14 protein-coding genes and 1 pseudogene are annotated in these 15,304 nt (G+C 71.5%); 11 read left to right on the forward strand and 4 right to left on the reverse strand.

Annotated features, from left to right (window positions below; all coding sequences use genetic code 11):
• Positions 1–152: 152 nt before the first annotated feature.
• Both ACFYWM_RS16750 and ACFYWM_RS16755 read left to right on the forward strand, forming a co-directional pair.
• On the forward strand, positions 153–1,358 hold the full coding sequence (locus ACFYWM_RS16750) for a cytochrome P450 (protein WP_389915164.1): 1,206 nt from the start codon (positions 153–155) through the stop codon (positions 1,356–1,358).
• A gap of 145 nt (positions 1,359–1,503) precedes the next feature.
• On the forward strand, positions 1,504–1,947 hold the full coding sequence (locus ACFYWM_RS16755; protein ID WP_389915167.1) for a DNA-binding protein: 444 nt from the start codon (positions 1,504–1,506) through the stop codon (positions 1,945–1,947).
• A gap of 59 nt (positions 1,948–2,006) precedes the next feature.
• Here ACFYWM_RS16755 and ACFYWM_RS16760 read toward each other — a convergent pair whose 3' ends face one another.
• Both ACFYWM_RS16760 and ACFYWM_RS16765 read right to left on the reverse strand, forming a co-directional pair.
• Positions 2,007–3,206 carry a macrolide family glycosyltransferase gene (locus ACFYWM_RS16760; protein ID WP_389915170.1) on the reverse strand — a complete coding sequence of 400 codons (1,200 nt, stop codon included), beginning with the start codon at positions 3,204–3,206 and terminating at the stop codon, positions 2,007–2,009.
• Positions 3,207–3,394: 188 nt separating this feature from the next.
• On the reverse strand, positions 3,395–4,423 hold the full coding sequence (locus tag ACFYWM_RS16765) for a GDP-mannose 4,6-dehydratase (protein WP_389915173.1): 1,029 nt from the start codon (positions 4,421–4,423) through the stop codon (positions 3,395–3,397).
• Between the two features lie 291 nt (positions 4,424–4,714).
• On the opposite strand from ACFYWM_RS16765, the gene ACFYWM_RS16770 reads away from it, so the two are divergent.
• From ACFYWM_RS16770 to ACFYWM_RS16795, 6 genes are all read left to right on the forward strand, one after another.
• Positions 4,715–5,959, forward strand: a complete 1,245-nt coding sequence (locus ACFYWM_RS16770; RefSeq protein ID WP_389915175.1) for a glycosyltransferase family 4 protein — start codon at positions 4,715–4,717, stop codon at positions 5,957–5,959.
• A 39-nt stretch (positions 5,960–5,998) separates the two neighbouring features.
• Complete coding sequence (locus tag ACFYWM_RS16775) at positions 5,999–6,712, forward strand: class I SAM-dependent methyltransferase (protein WP_389915178.1); 714 nt, start codon at positions 5,999–6,001, stop codon at positions 6,710–6,712.
• On the forward strand, positions 6,709–7,770 hold the full coding sequence (locus ACFYWM_RS16780; RefSeq protein ID WP_389915180.1) for a prenyltransferase: 1,062 nt from the start codon (positions 6,709–6,711) through the stop codon (positions 7,768–7,770). The genes ACFYWM_RS16775 and ACFYWM_RS16780 overlap by 4 nt, the downstream gene beginning before the upstream one ends.
• A gap of 457 nt (positions 7,771–8,227) precedes the next feature.
• Entirely contained in the window at positions 8,228–9,148 is a 921-nt protein-coding gene (locus ACFYWM_RS16785) for a DUF1702 family protein (protein ID WP_389915184.1), read from the forward strand.
• A gap of 38 nt (positions 9,149–9,186) precedes the next feature.
• Entirely contained in the window at positions 9,187–11,223 is a 2,037-nt protein-coding gene (locus ACFYWM_RS16790; protein WP_389915187.1) for an FG-GAP-like repeat-containing protein, read from the forward strand.
• Complete coding sequence (locus ACFYWM_RS16795) at positions 11,220–12,383, forward strand: enediyne biosynthesis protein UnbU (RefSeq protein WP_389915190.1); 1,164 nt, start codon at positions 11,220–11,222, stop codon at positions 12,381–12,383. The genes ACFYWM_RS16790 and ACFYWM_RS16795 overlap by 4 nt, the downstream gene beginning before the upstream one ends.
• Here ACFYWM_RS16795 and ACFYWM_RS16800 read toward each other — a convergent pair.
• Positions 12,319–12,966: a class I SAM-dependent methyltransferase gene (locus ACFYWM_RS16800; RefSeq protein WP_389915193.1), complete on the reverse strand. Its 648-nt coding sequence runs from the start codon at positions 12,964–12,966 to the stop codon at positions 12,319–12,321. The two genes, ACFYWM_RS16795 and ACFYWM_RS16800, sit on opposite strands and share 65 nt — an antisense overlap.
• A gap of 76 nt (positions 12,967–13,042) precedes the next feature.
• Between ACFYWM_RS16800 and ACFYWM_RS16805 the strand changes: the two genes are divergently transcribed.
• From ACFYWM_RS16805 to ACFYWM_RS16815, 3 genes are read left to right on the forward strand one after another with little or no spacing between them, the layout of a single operon-like run.
• Positions 13,043–13,507: a pyridoxamine 5'-phosphate oxidase family protein gene (locus ACFYWM_RS16805; RefSeq protein WP_389915196.1), complete on the forward strand. Its 465-nt coding sequence runs from the start codon at positions 13,043–13,045 to the stop codon at positions 13,505–13,507.
• Between the two features lie 18 nt (positions 13,508–13,525).
• Positions 13,526–13,720: a ferredoxin gene (locus ACFYWM_RS16810; protein WP_362696938.1), complete on the forward strand. Its 195-nt coding sequence runs from the start codon at positions 13,526–13,528 to the stop codon at positions 13,718–13,720.
• A gap of 11 nt (positions 13,721–13,731) precedes the next feature.
• Positions 13,732–14,817 (forward strand): alcohol dehydrogenase catalytic domain-containing protein, encoded by a 1,086-nt coding sequence (locus ACFYWM_RS16815; RefSeq protein ID WP_389915200.1) that lies wholly within the window; start codon positions 13,732–13,734, stop codon positions 14,815–14,817.
• Positions 14,818–15,115: 298 nt separating this feature from the next.
• Here ACFYWM_RS16815 and ACFYWM_RS16820 read toward each other — a convergent pair.
• Positions 15,116–15,304 (reverse strand): annotated as a pseudogene (locus ACFYWM_RS16820) (sugar phosphate isomerase/epimerase); the annotation flags it as partial.

Consider the following 15,304-nt stretch of genomic DNA (forward strand, 5'->3'; position numbering starts at 1 on the left):
GACTCGGCGCGCCCCGGACGGGAGGCGGGAACATCCGTACGGGGTTCTCGGCGAACGGGTAGGGCACGCCGCTGACCGCACCCCCAGGCCGCACCGACACTGAACCGCGTCGCCGCGTCACGAGAACGCCGACCCGGCTCGCAGGAGGACCGATGGACATCGATCTGGTCGACCAGGACTTCTACTGGCGGAACGGCGCGCCTCACGACCAGTTGGCCTGGCTACGGGCGAACGCGCCGGTCTACGCACACCCCGGCGACGCCGAGCGGGGCTGGCCGGGCTTCTGGGCGGTCACCAAACACGCCGACGTGGTGCAGGTCTCCCGCCGCTCCGACCTGTTCTCCTCCAGCAGGAAACTCGCGCTCTTCAACGAGATGCCCGAGGACCAGATGGCCCTGCAGCGGATGATGATGCTCAACCAGGACCCGCCGGACCACACCCGGCGGCGCTCCCTGGTCAACCGGGGCTTCACCCCGCGCATGATGGGCGCCCTGGAGGGGCACATCCGCGACATCTGCCACGAGCTGGTGGACGAGGCCAAGGGGCGCGGCTCGGTCGACTTCGTCAGGGACATCGCCGCGCCGCTGCCGCTGTACGTGATCTGCGAGCTGCTCGGCGCCCCCGTCGAGGACCGCGACAAGATCTTCAACTGGTCGAACCAGATGATCGGCGCCGAGGACCCCGACTACGCCGCCGACCCCGCGGAGGGCACGAACGCGGCCGCGGAGGTCTACGCCTACGCCAACACCCTGGCCGCCGAGCGGCGCGCGCAGCCCCGCGAGGACATCGTCACCAAGCTGATCATGCCCGACGCCGCCGGGGAGACCCTCACCGAGGAGGAGTTCGACCTGTTCGTGCTGCTGCTCGTGGTGGCGGGCAACGAGACCACCCGCAACGCGGCCTCGGGCGGCATGCTCGCCTTCTTCGAGCACCCCGAGCAGTGGCGGCGGCTGGTCGCCGACCGCACCCTCGCCCGCACCGCGTCCGACGAGATCGTCCGCTGGGTCGCCCCGGTGAACCTCTTCCGCCGTACGGCCACCACCGACACGACGATCGGCGGGCAGGAGGTCAAGGAGGACGACAAGATCGTCGTCTTCTACAGCTCCGCCAACCGCGACGAGGAGGTCTTCGCCGACCCCGGCGTCTTCGACATCGGCCGCGACCCCAACCCGCACATCGGCTTCGGCGGCGGCGGGGCCCACTTCTGCCTGGGCAACCACCTCGCCAAGCTGGAGCTTCGGGTCCTCTTCGAGGTGCTGGCCGAGCGCCTGCCCGGCCTGGAGCAGGCCGGCGAGGCCCGCCGCCTGCGCTCCAACTTCATCAACGGCATCAAGGACCTGCCGGTCTCGGTCGCCTGAGGCCCGGCGCCAGACGGTGCCGAGAAAGGCCACGTGGGGCCGGGCGGCCCCACGTGGCCTTTCTCATGTCGTCGGCGCGGCGATTGAACAGTTTGTTGAAAACGTCGTGTTGACAACGAGCCGTTCAATGGCCCATCCTGGCCGCATGCCCGCGAACCATGACGGATCAGCCGACTCATCCGACCCCTTCACGCCCCCCGACCCGGGCCTGACCCGGGCGCACCGGGAGTACGCCTCCCTTTCGCGCATCGCCGAGCGGCACGCGGCCGACGAGGGCCAGCGCCTCCGGCAGGTCCACCCCACGGTCCTCGGAGCCCACGAGGCCGTCAGGCTCGTGACGTTCCTCCTCAGCGGCAGCGCCCACCGCGAGGAGGACGAGCCGGAGGTGGACCACGCCGACATCACCGCCGCCCTCACCCTCCTCCCCAGGGCCAGGGCGGACATGGACGAGCTGGAGGCGGCGCTTCTCCTGGTGGCGCGAGGTCGTGGCCTCACCTGGCAGGAGATCGCGTTCGGCCTCGGCCTCGCCACCCCGCAGGCCGCCAAGCAGCGCCACGAACGCCTGGCGGGCCGCACCGCCGCCCACTGACCCCGGGCCGACCCCGATCTCGCGGGCCGGCCTCGGGTTCGGCCCGGGAGAGCACCGGTTCAGGAGACCGCGCGCGGTGCGAGCAGTTCCTCGATCAGGTCGGCCGCGCGTACGGTGCCGCCCTCGCCCCGGACCTCCTCCCGGAGCTTCGCCAGCCGCGCCGCCACCTCCGGGTCGGAGGTGAGGTCGAGCAGGGCGGCGCGCAGCGCCTCGGGGGTGGCCTCCTCGGTGTCGACCCGGCGGCCGACCCCGAGTTCCACGAGCCGGTCGGCGTTGCCGAACTGGTCGGCGGCCTGCGGGACGGCGATCATCGGGACGCCGCAGTACAGGCCCTCCTGGGTGCCGCCCATCCCCGCGTGGGTGACGAACGCGTCGGCCTGCCCCAGGATCGAGAGCTGCGACACCCAGGGGTGCACCTCGACGTTGGCGGGGATCTCGCCGAGTTCCGCCCGGTCCACGAACTTCCCGACCTGGAGGACGACATGCCAGCCGGGCAGGTCGCCGAAGGCGGCCAGGCAGGAGCGGTAGAAGTCCGGCAGGTTGGTGAAGGCCGACCCCAGCGAGACGAGCAGCACCTTCTCCGCACCCTCGGGACGGACCCAGGGCTCCTGGTGGGGCCGGGCGGCGAAGCAGGGCCCGACGAAGGTGATCCGGGCGGGGTCGACCCGGTCGGCGTTGGGCTGCATGGCCTTCGGGATGAGCGCCAGCGCCCGTGGCGGGCGGCCCCCGAAGTCGTGGGAGTCGGTGTCGTGGATGCCGCTGTCGCGCAGCCACTCCTCGAACCGCCGGTAGTGCTCGGCACCGCCCGGAGCCTTTTTCAGCTCCTCGATCATCGGCGCCATGTCCTCCCGGTAGCCCTCCCAGGCCACGTAGGTCGGCGAGAGCTGCATGAGCGGGATGTCCCAGTTCTCCGCGAGCACCCGGGCGGTGTAGCCGCCGATGTCGTAGAGGAACAGGTCGGGCCGGTCGTTCTCGTACGCGGCCCGCAGCTGGGGCAGCATCGAGATCGCGTCGTCGAGGAAGACGTCGAGCTGGGCGATCACGTCCTCCGGCCACTCGGCGGTGTCGCCCATGGGCAGGGTCGAGGCGTACGGGACGAGCTCGGCCCCGGCGCCGGTGACCACCTCGGCGAAGGAGGGGTCGTTGGCGTAGGTCACCCGGTGCCCGCGCGCCACCAGCTCCCTGATCACCTCGATGCTCGGGTTCACGTGGCCCGGTGCGGGGATGCTGACCATCGCGATGTGCGCACGTCGGGACATGCCTTCTCCTTTGTCGAACTCTGTCGAGCTCTGTCGAATCCTCCGGGCCCGTTGAGTTCTCGAAGCCCTCACGAGGAACGAGACGTTTCGTCTCGTGTTCAGACATGACCTTACCCCGCTCGCGCGCACTGTTCAAGACGAGACGATCCGACTCGCCTAGCGAGGGGTAAGGCTCAGGGCGGGAAGGCTCAGGGCCAGGAGGAGTCCTGGTCGGGGTCGCCGCCCTCGGAGAGCAGCTTCACGTCCGCCTCGACCATCATCGCCACCAGCTCCTCGAAGGTCACCGTGGGCTCCCAGCCGAGCTGGACGCGGGCCTTCTTCGGGTCGGCGCAGAGCAGGTCGACCTCCGCCGGGCGGTGCAGGTTCTGGTCGATGACCACGTACCGCTCCCAGTCGAGCCCGGCGGCGCTGAAGGCGGCCCGCACGAGGTCGCGGACGGTGTGGGTGCGGCCGGTGCCGATCACGTAGTCCTCCGGCGTCTCCGCCTGGAGCATCAGATGCATCGCGCGGACGTAGTCCCCGGCGAACCCCCAGTCGCGGCGCGCCTCCAGATTGCCCAGGCGCAGCTCGGAGGCGAGGCCGAGCTTGATCCTGGCCACCCCGAGCGTCACCTTCCTGGTGACGAACTCGGCCCCCCGGCGCGGGGACTCGTGGTTGAACAGGATCCCCGAGACCGCGTACATGCCGTACGACTCGCGGTAGTTCTGCGTCAGGAAGTGCCCGTAGGCCTTGGCCACCCCGTACGGCGAGCGGGGATGGAAGGGGGTGATCTCGGTCTGCGGGGTCTCGCGGACCTGGCCGAACATCTCCGAGGAGGAGGCCTGGTAGAACCGGATCTGGCCGGAGCCCGCCGCCGTGCGCGAGGAGGAGATGCCGGAGCAGACCCGGATGGCCTCCAGCATGCGCAGCACGCCCATGCCGGTCACCTCGGCGGTGAGCTCGGCCTGCTCCCACGACATGGGGACGAACGAGATGGCGCCCAGGTTGTAGACCTCGTCGGGCTGGACCTTCTCGACGGCGGAGATCAGCGAGCCCTGGTCGAGCAGGTCGCCCCGGACGAGCTGGACGTCCTGGAGGAGCTTGCGGAGCCGCGATACACGGGGGTTGGCCTGCCCTCTGGCCAGGCCGGAGACCTCGTAGCCCTGATTGAGCAGGCACTCGGCCAGATAGGAACCGTCCTGCCCGGTGATACCGGTGATCAGCGCGCGCCTGGCCAACGCGTCCTCCTCGCTTGCGGGGGTGGCGACCTATGCCTGGTCTTGTGCCGTTTGATGGCGAATGTACCCTCACACCCCCGAGCGGGCACCATCACCCCACGGCCCACCTAGAACGCGTTACACCGAATCACGCTCGGTAAGGCTAACTTCCCAGTTCGCGCCATGTGAAGCACGGTCTAGGAACAATTCCACATCAGGTGCAACAGAGCTCACGAATGGTAGGGTCCGAGGACTAAGGTCATCTTTCACGGTACCTGTCCCCTTTTCGGACAGGTTGAGAAGGGGGTTGCCGTGCCGGGTGCTGAATCACTGCGCGTCGCGCTGCTGTCGTACCGCAGCAAGCCGACCTGTGGTGGGCAGGGCGTCTACCTGCGTCATCTCAGTCGCGAGCTGGTCGCCCTCGGGCACAGCGTGGAGGTCTTCTCCGGCCAGCCCTACCCGGAGCTCGACGAGGGCGTCGTCCTCACCAAGATCCCCAGCCTGGATCTGTACCGCGACGAGGACCCCTTCCGCACGCCCAAACTGAGCGAGTACCGCGACTGGATCGACCTCCTGGAGGTCGGCACCATGTGGACCGCGGGGTTCCCCGAGCCGCTCACCTTCAGCCTGCGGGCGTACCGCGAGCTGAAGAAGCGCGTCGGCGACTTCGACGTCGTGCAGGACAACCAGACCCTCGGCTACGGCGTGCTCGGCATCCAGAAGCTGTTCCCGGTGGTCGGGACCATCCACCACCCGATCAGCGTGGACCGGCGCATCGAGCTGAAGGCCGCGACGCTGCGCAAGAAGATCCCGATGCGGCGCTGGTACGGCTTCGTGCGCATGCAGGCCAAGGTCGCGCCCCGGCTCAGCCCGATCCTGACCGTGAGCGAGTCGTCCCTCGCCGACATCCACCGCGACTTCAACGTGCCGCAGAAGAACATGCGGCTCATCCCGCTGGGCGTCGACACCCGCTACTTCCACCCGCGCCCGGAGATGCCCAAGCGGCCCGGTTCCATCGTCGCGGTGGCCAGCGCCGACTCCCCGATGAAGGGCGTCGCGACGCTGCTGCGGGCGGTGGCGAAGCTCGCCACCGAGCGCGACGTGAACCTCACCGTGGTCAGCAAGCCCACCCCCGGCGGCCCGACCGAGAAGCTCGTCACCGAGCTGGCGCTGCAGGACCGGGTCAAATTCGTCCACGGCATCTCCGACACCGAGCTGGGCGAGCTCATCGCCACCTCGGAGATCTCGGTCGTCCCCTCCCTGTACGAGGGCTTCTCACTCCCGGCCGTCGAGCACATGGCCTGCGGCACCCCGCTGGTCGCCAGCCGCACCGGCGCGCTGCCCGAGGTCGTCGGCGACGCCGCCGTGCAGGTCGCCCCGGGCGACCCCGAGGAGCTGGCCGCGGTACTGCGCCGCCTGCACGACTCCCCCGAGGAGCGCGCGGCGGTGGGCAAGAAGGGTTACGACCGGGTGATGGAGCGCTTCACCTGGAACGTCGTCGCCAAGCGGACCGTGGAGGCCTACCACGAGGCCATCCAGGCCCGCCGCGCGAAGTGAGCCACCCCCCGAACGACCATTTGTGAGAAGGAGCGGCGAGTGCTGACTGTCGACTTCGACCGGCTGCCCGTGGGACCGGGGACCCGAGTCCTGGACCTGGGCTGTGGCGGTGGACGGCATGCCTTCGAGGTGCTGCGGCGCGGCGCCGACGTGGTGGCCTTCGACATGGACGCCAGGGAGCTGGAGGGCGTGGCGAGCATGTTCGCCGCGATGGACAAGGCCGGGGAGGTGCCGCCCGAGGCGACGGGCGACACCGTGACGGGCGACGCGCTCGACATGCCGTTCGAGGACGGCAGCTTCGACCGGGTGATCGCGGCCGAGGTGCTGGAGCACATCCCCGACGACATGGCCGCGATGCGCGAGATCTTCCGGGTGCTCAAGCCGGGCGGCCAGGCCGCGATCACCGTGCCGAGCTTCCTGCCCGAACGGATCTGCTGGGCGCTCGACGAGGCGTACCACACCGCTCCCGGCGGGCACGTCCGCATCTACACGCTGGCCGAGCTGAGCGCGAAGCTCAAGTCCACGGGCTTCGTCATCGGCCCGCACCACCACGCCCACGGCCTGCACGCGCCGTACTGGTGGATCAAGTGCGCGGTCGGCGTCGGCAACGACGACCACCCGCTGGCCAAGGCGTACCACGAGCTGCTGGTCTGGGACATCATGAAGCGTCCCGCCGCCACCAGGATCGCCGAGGCGGTGCTCAACCCGCTCATCGGCAAGAGCGTGGTGCTCTACGTCCGGAAGCCCGCGTGAGCTCCCCCGGAGGGGGAACGGAGTGGGAGCGGGTCGTCCGGACCGCCCGGAGCATCGCGGCGGTGCAGGAGCCCGACGGCGGCGTCCCGTGGCCCGAGGGGCACGTGGACGCCTGGAACCACATCGAGTGCCTGATGGCGATGAGCGTGGCCGGGCTGACCGGCCCGGTCCGCCGGGGGTACGACTGGCTGGTCCGCACGCAGCGGGCCGACGGTTCCTGGCCGATGAAGCTGGTCGGCGGCGAGGCCGTCGAGCAGGGCGGGGAGTCCAACCACGCCGCGTACGTCGCGGTCGGCGTCTGGCACGAGCTGCTGGTGACCGGCGACGAGGACTTCGCCCGGCGGATGTGGCCGGTCGTCCGGGCGGCGCTGGACTTCGTGGTCGGCCTGCAGACCACCCGCGGTGAGATCGTCTGGGAGCGCGCGGCCGACGGCAGGCCCGCGGGGTACGCCCTGCTGACCGGCTGCGCCTCCGTCCACCAGGGGCTGCGCTGCGGCGTGCTGCTCGGCGAGCACCTGGGCGACCCGCAGCCCGACTGGGAACTCGCCGCCGACCAGCTCGGCCACGTGCTGGCCGCCCACCCCGAGGCGTTCGCCGACAAGAGCCGCTTCTCGATGGACTGGTACTACCCGATCCTGGGCGGCGCGGTGCGCGGCCCGGCCGCGGAGGCGCGGCTGGCCGAGGAGTGGGACACGTTCGTGGAGCCGGGCCTCGGCATCCGCTGCGTCTCCGACCAGCCGTGGGTGACCGGTGCCGAGACGTGCGAGCTGGTGCTCGCCCTCGACGCCCTGGGCGACCGGGAGCGGGCCTCGAAGCTCTTCGCGGACATGCAGCACCTGCGGCACGAGGACGGCTCGTACTGGACCGGCTGGCAGTTCGTGAACGAGAAGTACTTCCCGCACGAGCGCTCGGCCTACACCGCGGCCGCGGTCGTGCTCGCCGCCGACGCGCTGTCCGGGTACACCCCCGCCTCGGGCATCTTCCGCGACGCGGGCGCGTACGTGACCGACCGGCCCACCGCCGCCTGCGGCTGCAGCCACGCCCACTCCAGGGGCTGAGCCGCTCGCCCCTCCCGCTCCGGCGTTTTCTTTGCCCGGAATCGGAACGCGGTGCTTGAAGGGCCGGGGGCGGCTCACTACCTTCGGGTCCGTGAGTAACACGGAGGGCATTCGTGCGGTGGCTCAGAGCGATGGCGCCGAGGCGAACCCACCGGCCCCTCCCGATCCGCCGGGCGTCCCGTACGCCTCGTACATGCCGGACGGCCCGAACGCCCCGAACCTCCCGTATACGCCGGACGGCCCGAACGCCCTGAACGCTCCGAACCTCCCGTATACGCCGGACCTCCCGGACGCCCCGAACCTCCCGTATACGCCGGACATATCGGATCCCCCGGAAGACCTCTCACCCCCTTCCCCCCTCCCGGCCCCGCCGGAGGCGCCTGACTCCTCGCCCGCTGCTCCCCACCCCGACACCCCGAACCCCCGGACGTTCCGGCCGCCTTCCAGACCGCGGGGCGTGGCCCGGCTGCTGTGGCAGGACCCCGCCCGGACGGGGTTCGGGGTACGGCGGTTCCGGCTGGGACCGGCACGCGAGCCGCTGGAGGCCGCGGGGACGGCGTTCGTCTCCGGCTTCAACGCGGTGGTCGCCGGGGAGACCGGGCGGATCGACGACCTCCGCGAGGACCTGCGCGGTTTCGCGTACGAGGGCGCGGGCATGGCCTGCGCCACCCTCGACGTGCTCACCCTCACCGGCGGGCGCCGGCTGAGGGAGCTGCTGAGCGGGCAGGGCCTGCGCTACCCGCACCTCGTCCACATGGGCACCGGCCGGGCGTACGCCCGCATGCGGATGCGTCCGATGTGGGGCCTGCACTCGGTGCATCCGCTGCTGCGCTGGCTGGCCCACGACGGCTTCGGCTTCCACCAGGGCTTCTTCTCCTCCGACCGGACGGTGGGACGCCAGCGCACGGCCGGGCTGATGGACCGGACGCGACGGGCGATCTTCGACCAGGGGCTGGGGCGGCTGCTCTGGTTCCACGAGTGCGCCGGGGCGGGCGACGTCGTGCCGCGCGTCGCCGAGTTCCCCGTGGGACGCCGCGCCGACCTGTGGAGCGGGGTCGGCCTGGCCGCCACGTACGCCGGGGGCGCGAGCACCGCGGACCTGGGGCTGCTGGCCGCGGCCGCGGCCGAGGACGGCTTCCGCGCCCACCTCGCCCAGGGCTGCGCCTTCGCCTGCGCCGCCCGCCTGATCTCGGCCGTCGTCCCCGAACACACCGTCGCCGCCGCCCCCGTGCTGTGCGGGGCCGAGGTGGACGAGGCCGCGGGCTGGACCGACACCGCGCTCGTCGCGCTGGGCCACAACGCGCACAGCGACGACCACTACCAGGCCTGGCGGGCGGGCGTCCGGAAGGCCTGGGCGCGACGCGACCGCGATTCATGACCACTCACGACCGCTTGTGAACACGACTCGGAGGGGCGGTGGGAACGGTGCCGGGGGTTCGCAGGTACGCGGCGGGAGTCCTGGCCCTGGTGGCCGCCACCGCCGGGTGGAGGCTGACCGCCCTGCCGGACGACACCCCTGCCGTGGAGGCGTCCGCGGGCTTCTCCTTCCACGCGAGGCGGCTGGGCCCGCCCGCGGAACCCGGTGACCGCGTCCTGCGGCCGGTCGCGCCGGGGTACGAGAACCTCCGGAGTCTGGTGTCGTCCCTGGGCGCCGCGGTGGCCCTGTTCGACGTGGACGACGAGGACGTCGCCGACGACCTGTGCCTGGTCGACCCCCGCCGCGACACGGTGACCGTCGGTCCCGCGCCGGGGACCCCGCGCGGCTACCGGCCGTTCACGCTGGTCCCCCCGGAGCGCAGGCGGCACGAGGCGCCGACCGGGTGCCTGCCCGCCGATCTCGACCAGGACGGCTGGGAGGACCTGGTCGTCTACTACTGGGGCCGCTCCCCCTCCCTGTTCCTGCGCGTACCGGGGACGCCCCCGTCCGGCGCGGCCTTCCGCCACCGCGCGCTCACCGGCGAACCGGAGGTCTGGAACACCAGCGCCGCCACGGCCGGCGACTTCGACGGGGACGGCCGCCTCGACCTGGTCTTCGGCAACTACTTCCCCGACGGCGTCAGGGTGCTGGGCGGCGGCACCGACCGGGGCGACGCCGTGATGCCCGACTCGCTGTCGGCCGCCGGCAACGGGGGCGGCGACCGGCTCTACCGGGCGACGGGCCCCGCGCTGTTCACCGAGGCCGAGGGGGTGTTCGACGAGGTCGGAGGTGGGGGCTGGACCCTCGCGCTGGGCACCCAGGACCTGGACGGCGACGGGCGGCCCGAGCTGTACGTGGCCAACGACTTCGGCCCCGACCACCTGCTGGTCAACGAGTCGGTGCCCGGCAGGATCCGGTTCACCGAGGCGCGGGGCACCCGGCACCCGGCGACTCCCCGCTCCCGGGTCCTCGGCCGCGACTCGTTCAAGGGGATGGGGGTGGCCTTCACCGACCTCGACGACGACGGCAGGCCGGACATCCTGGTGAGCAACCTCACCGGGAACCAGGCGCTGCACGAGGGCGGCTTCGCCTTCGTCTCGCGCCCCGGCGGGCTCCACGGGGGTCACGCGCCGTACGACGACCTCGGCGAGGAGCTGGGGCTGAGCCGCAGCGGCTGGTCCTGGGACGTCAAGGCCGCCGACTTCGACAACGACGGCGTCGACGAGATCATGCACGCGACCGGGTTCGTCAGGGGTGAGGTCGACCGGTGGGCGCAGCTGGGGGAGGTGTCGTCGGCCAACGACCTGCTCCTCTCCCGCCCCTCGCTCTGGCCGGACCTGCGGGCCGGGGACGACCTGTCGGGCCGTGACGCCAACACCTTCTTCACCAGGGGCCCGGACGGCCGCTACGTGGACGTGGCGCGGCGGGCCGGGGTCGCCGGAGGCGGCGAAGACGAGAACGGGGGCACCGTCAGCCGGGCGTTCGCCGTGGGCGACGTCGACGACGACGGGCGGCTGGACTTCGCGGTCGCCAACCAGTGGTCCGCGTCGGTGCTCCACCTCAACCACGGCCCGACGGCCCCGTTCGTGGGCCTGCGGCTCCGCCTTCCGGCGGGCACCTGCGGCACGCCCGCCGCGTCCCCCTCCGCGCCGACGCGCACAAACGCCGAGCAGGCGCGTCCCGAACCGGCGCACCCTGGGCAGAAGCTTCCCGGACAGGCGTACCCCGAACAGACGCTTCCCGGGCAGGCGCGTACCGGGCCGACGCGGCCCGCCATCGGGGCCGTCGCCACGGTGCGCCTGCCCGGCGGGGTCACTCGCAGCAGGCAGCTCTACCCCGCCAACGGCCACAACGGCGTCTCGGCGCCCGAGCTGCTGTTCGGCCTGGGCGACGACCTGCCCGGCTCCACCGTCCCCGTCGAGATCTCCTGGAGGGACGCCTGCGGCGGCGCCCGTACCGCGTCGCTCTCCCTGGAGCCCGGCTGGCACCGGATCCTGCTGGCCGGCGGCCGCGCCTCGAAGATCCGGCGGCCATGAACGCCGACCGGAGGCGAGACGGCCGGAGGTGGCACGACCGGAGGTGGCACGACCGGAAGCGACGCGACCGGAAATCAGACAGCCGAGAACAGGACAGCCGGAAGCCGGAGGAGCGGGGGCGGGACGAGGCGTTCCGGCGGCTGGCGGAGTCCCTCACCCTGATCACCGTGCTCGGGCACACCGTGCTCGGGTTCGAGGAGTCCTTCCTGGCGCCGGTGGTCGGCGTGCTCACCGGCGTGACCGCCGAGTTCGCGCTGGAGACCGTGGAGGCGTGGTCGCGGCGGCGCCCGGCCCGCTACCTCGGGGTGCCCCGCGCCCGGGTCGTGGACTTCTTCCTGCCCTCCTACGTCTGCGGCCTGCTCTGCGCGATGCTGCTGTACGGCGACGGGCACCTGGCGCCGATCGCGCTCGCCGTCCTCATCGGCGTCGGCGGCACGTACGTCTTCCGCGTGGGGTCGCCTTCCGGAAGGGAGGCACCGCGGATCCCGAGGGCACGGGAGGCACCGGAAGGGGACGCGACAAAGGGAGGGGCCGCGTCGGCGGGACGGGCCGTCGAGGACGCGCCGGGCAGGCCGTTCATGAACCCGGCGGCCCTCGGGGTCGTCGCCGTGCTGCTGCTGTTCCCGTGGGTCGGCCTCGCCCCGGCGTACCAGTTCACCGCGTGGGTCTCGGGGCCGCTCGACCTGGTCGTGCCGCTGGCCGTGCTGGCCTGGGGAACGGCGATGAACGCCAGGCTCGCGGGGAGGCTGCCGCTGGTCCTCGGCTGGGTCGGCGGGTTCGCGCTGCAGGCGCTGGTCAGGGGAGGGCTGACCGACGTGTCGACGGTCGCCGCCCTGCTGCCGATGACCGGGACGGCCTTCGCCCTCCACACCGGATACGTGCTCGTCGACCCGGGCACCTCCCCGGCCCGGCCGCGTGACCAGGTCGTGTTCGGCCTGGCCACGGCGGCGGTCTACGGGCTGCTGGTCCAGTGCCATGTCGTCGCGGGGCTGTTCCTCGCCCCGGTGGTCGTCTGCGCGGGCCTGGGGCTCCGGCGGGCCCTTCCCGCCCGCCTCCGCCCGCCCGATGCCGGTCAGCCGGTGTCGTACGGGGAGGTCAGCCGATCCCGGGACCGACCCGTTCGAGCACCCGCAGCGAGCCCTCCTGCCGGACCTCCTTGAACGCGCCGGAGGCGAGGACCCTCTGGTAGACGCGGTAGGGGGCCTGACCGCCCTTGGACGGGTCGGGGTAGATGTCGTGGAAGACCAGGGCGCCGCCCTGCATGACGTGCGGGGCCCACCCCTCGTAGTCCTTGGTCACCGGGTCCTCGGAGTGGCCGCCGTCGATGAAGAGCATCGCGAGCGGGGTGTTCCACAGCGCCGCGACGCGCTCGGACCCGCCGACGATCGCGATGACCTCGTCCTCCAGACCGGCGGAGGCGATGGTGGCCCGGAACGTGGGCAGCGAGTCCATCTTGCCGAAGCGGAGGTCCATCAGCGTGGGGTCGTGGTGGGCCCAGCCCGGCTGGATCTCCTCGGAGCCCCGGTGGTGGTCCACGGTGAAGACGACGGACCCGGCCTGCCGGGCCCCCGCCCCGAGGTAGACGGCGGATTTCCCGCAGTAGCTGCCGATCTCGCAGATCGGGCCGCGCGGGCCGTACCCGGCGGCGGTCTCGAACAGCGCGATTCCCTCCTGATGTGGCATGAAACCCTTGGCGCGCTGGGCGACGTACAGCAGGTCGGCCGGCATGGTGGCGATGCTCATCGCAGCAGACTACCGAGACCGAACAACATTCCGAATGCCCTTGCCCGACCTTGTGGAACGTGTTCTACTTTGCACCGTGAACCAGCGCGCCCGCATCGTGATGTCCGACGACGAGGTGACGGCTTTCGTCGGAGAGTCACGGAAGCTGCAACTCGGCACGATCAACCCGGACGGGACACCGCACATGGTGACCATGTTCTACGGGCTGACGGAGGGCAAGATCTCGTTTTGGACCTACGGCAAGGCGCAGAAGACGCTCAACATCCAGCGCGACGCCCGGGTGAGCTGCCTGATCGAGGCCGGGGACGAGTACTCCGACCTGCGCGGCGTCCTGGTCTACGGGGTCGCGCGGAGGATCGACGACCCCGAGGGCATCCTCGGCGTCGGCATGAACGTGGCCAGACGGATGGCCGGGATGCCCGACGCGGAGGAGCTGCTCACGGAGTACGTGGCCTACACCGGCCGCAAAAGGGTCGCCTTCGTGGTCGAGCCGAGTCGAGTGATCTCATGGGATCACCGTAAGCTCGCCATTCCCGGATAGTCCGGTCAGGAGGCCCGTATGAAAATCAACGTCGACTATCTGGTCTGCGAGGCCAATGCGATCTGCATGGGACTCGCCCCGGAGGTCTTCGAGCTCGACGACGACGACCAGCTGCACCTGCTGCTGCCTGAGCCGCCGCCGGAGATGATGGACCGCGTCCGGCACGCGGTCCGGTCCTGTCCCAAAGCCGCCCTCTCCCTTGAGGAGAACTAGGAGGACCCCCCATGCGTGGTGCGCTTCTGCATGCTGTCGGCGACGACAAGCTGGACATCCGCGATGACTTCACCCTCGCGCCGGTAGGCCCGACGGATGTCCGCGTCAAGATCAGGGCCACCGGCGTCTGCCACTCGGACCTGTCGGTGATCAGCGGCGTGCTGCCCATGCCCCTGCCGGTCATCCCCGGCCACGAGGGCGCGGGAGTGGTCGTCGAGGTCGGCGACCACGTGACCTCGGTACAACCGGGCGACCACGTCATCATCAACTGGACCCCGGCCTGCGGCAGCTGCGCGAACTGCCTGGTGAACCAGCCGTTCCTGTGCATGACGTACGTGATGGACAGCTTCGTCAACGCCCGGTTCCGCTACGGCGGCGACACCCCGGCGTTCGGCATGGCCGGGTGCGGCACCTGGTCGGAGGAGATCGTCGTTCCCTGGCAGGGCGCGATCAAGGTCGACCCCGAGGTGCCGTTCGAGGCCGCGGCCCTGATCGGCTGCGGGATCACCACCGGCGTCGGCGCGGCGCTGAACACGGCCAAGGTGAAGGCCGGTTCGACCGTCGCCGTGGTCGGCGCGGGCGGCATCGGCCTGTCGGTGATCCAGGGGGCCCGCATCTCCGGCGCCACCACGATCCTGGCGATCGACCCCCTGGAGTCCAAGCACGCCCTCGCCAAGAAGGTCGGCGCGACCCACGCCATCACCCCGGACCAGCTCATGGACGCGGTCGGCACGCTCACCGGCGGCGCCGGGTTCGACTACGGCTTCGAGGCCGTCGGCAAGTCCGCCGCCATCATGACGGCCTGGCAGGCGACCCGCCGGGGTGGCGACACGATCGTGGTGGGCGCGGGCGCGGTGGACGACAACGTCCCGCTGAGCGCCTTCAGCCTGCTGTTCGAGGGCAAGAACATCCTCAGCTCGCTGTACGGCGGCTCGGACGTCCGCCGCGACTTCCCGTTCTTCGCGGGGCTCTACAAGGCGGGCAAGCTCGACCTGGAGAGCATGATCAGCTCTCGCATCAAGCTGGCCGACCTCAACGACGCCGTGGCGGCGCTCAGGGGCGGCGAGGTCCTGCGCCAGATCGTCGTCCTGGACTGAGTCGTCCCTGGTCGAGACGTCCCTGGTCGAGACGTCCCTGGTCGAGACGTCCCGCACCGAGTCGTCTCGACCTGGGTCGTCCCGGACGGAGCCGTCCTAAATCGGGACCGGCACAGCCGGGAAAAAGCCTCGGCCGGGTCACCGGTCCGCCCACCTGAGCGGGGCGGATCGGCGGCCCGGCCGTGTTCGCCGTGTTCGCCGTGCTCACCATGTCGGCCGGGTTCGCCGTGCGCGCCTCTACCTTCGGCCGTCGCGGTTCCCGGCCGGCTCCCAGCCGGTTCTCACTCCGAGGAGGTCCTCACTCCGAGGAGAAGGCGGCGTCGAAGGCGGCGGTGGGCGGGGTGATGGCGTTGAGCTTGCGGATGACGGCCAGCGCGTCGGGGGCGCCGTCCAGGCGGTCCATGCCGGCGTCCTCCCACTCGATGGAGATGGGGCCGTCGTAGCCGATGGCGTTCAGCGCGCGGAAGCAGTCCTCCCAGGGCACATC

Origin of the sequence: Streptosporangium sp. NPDC002721, assembly GCF_042888905.1 — a bacterium.
Classification (GTDB): Bacteria; Actinomycetota; Actinomycetes; order Streptosporangiales; family Streptosporangiaceae; genus Streptosporangium.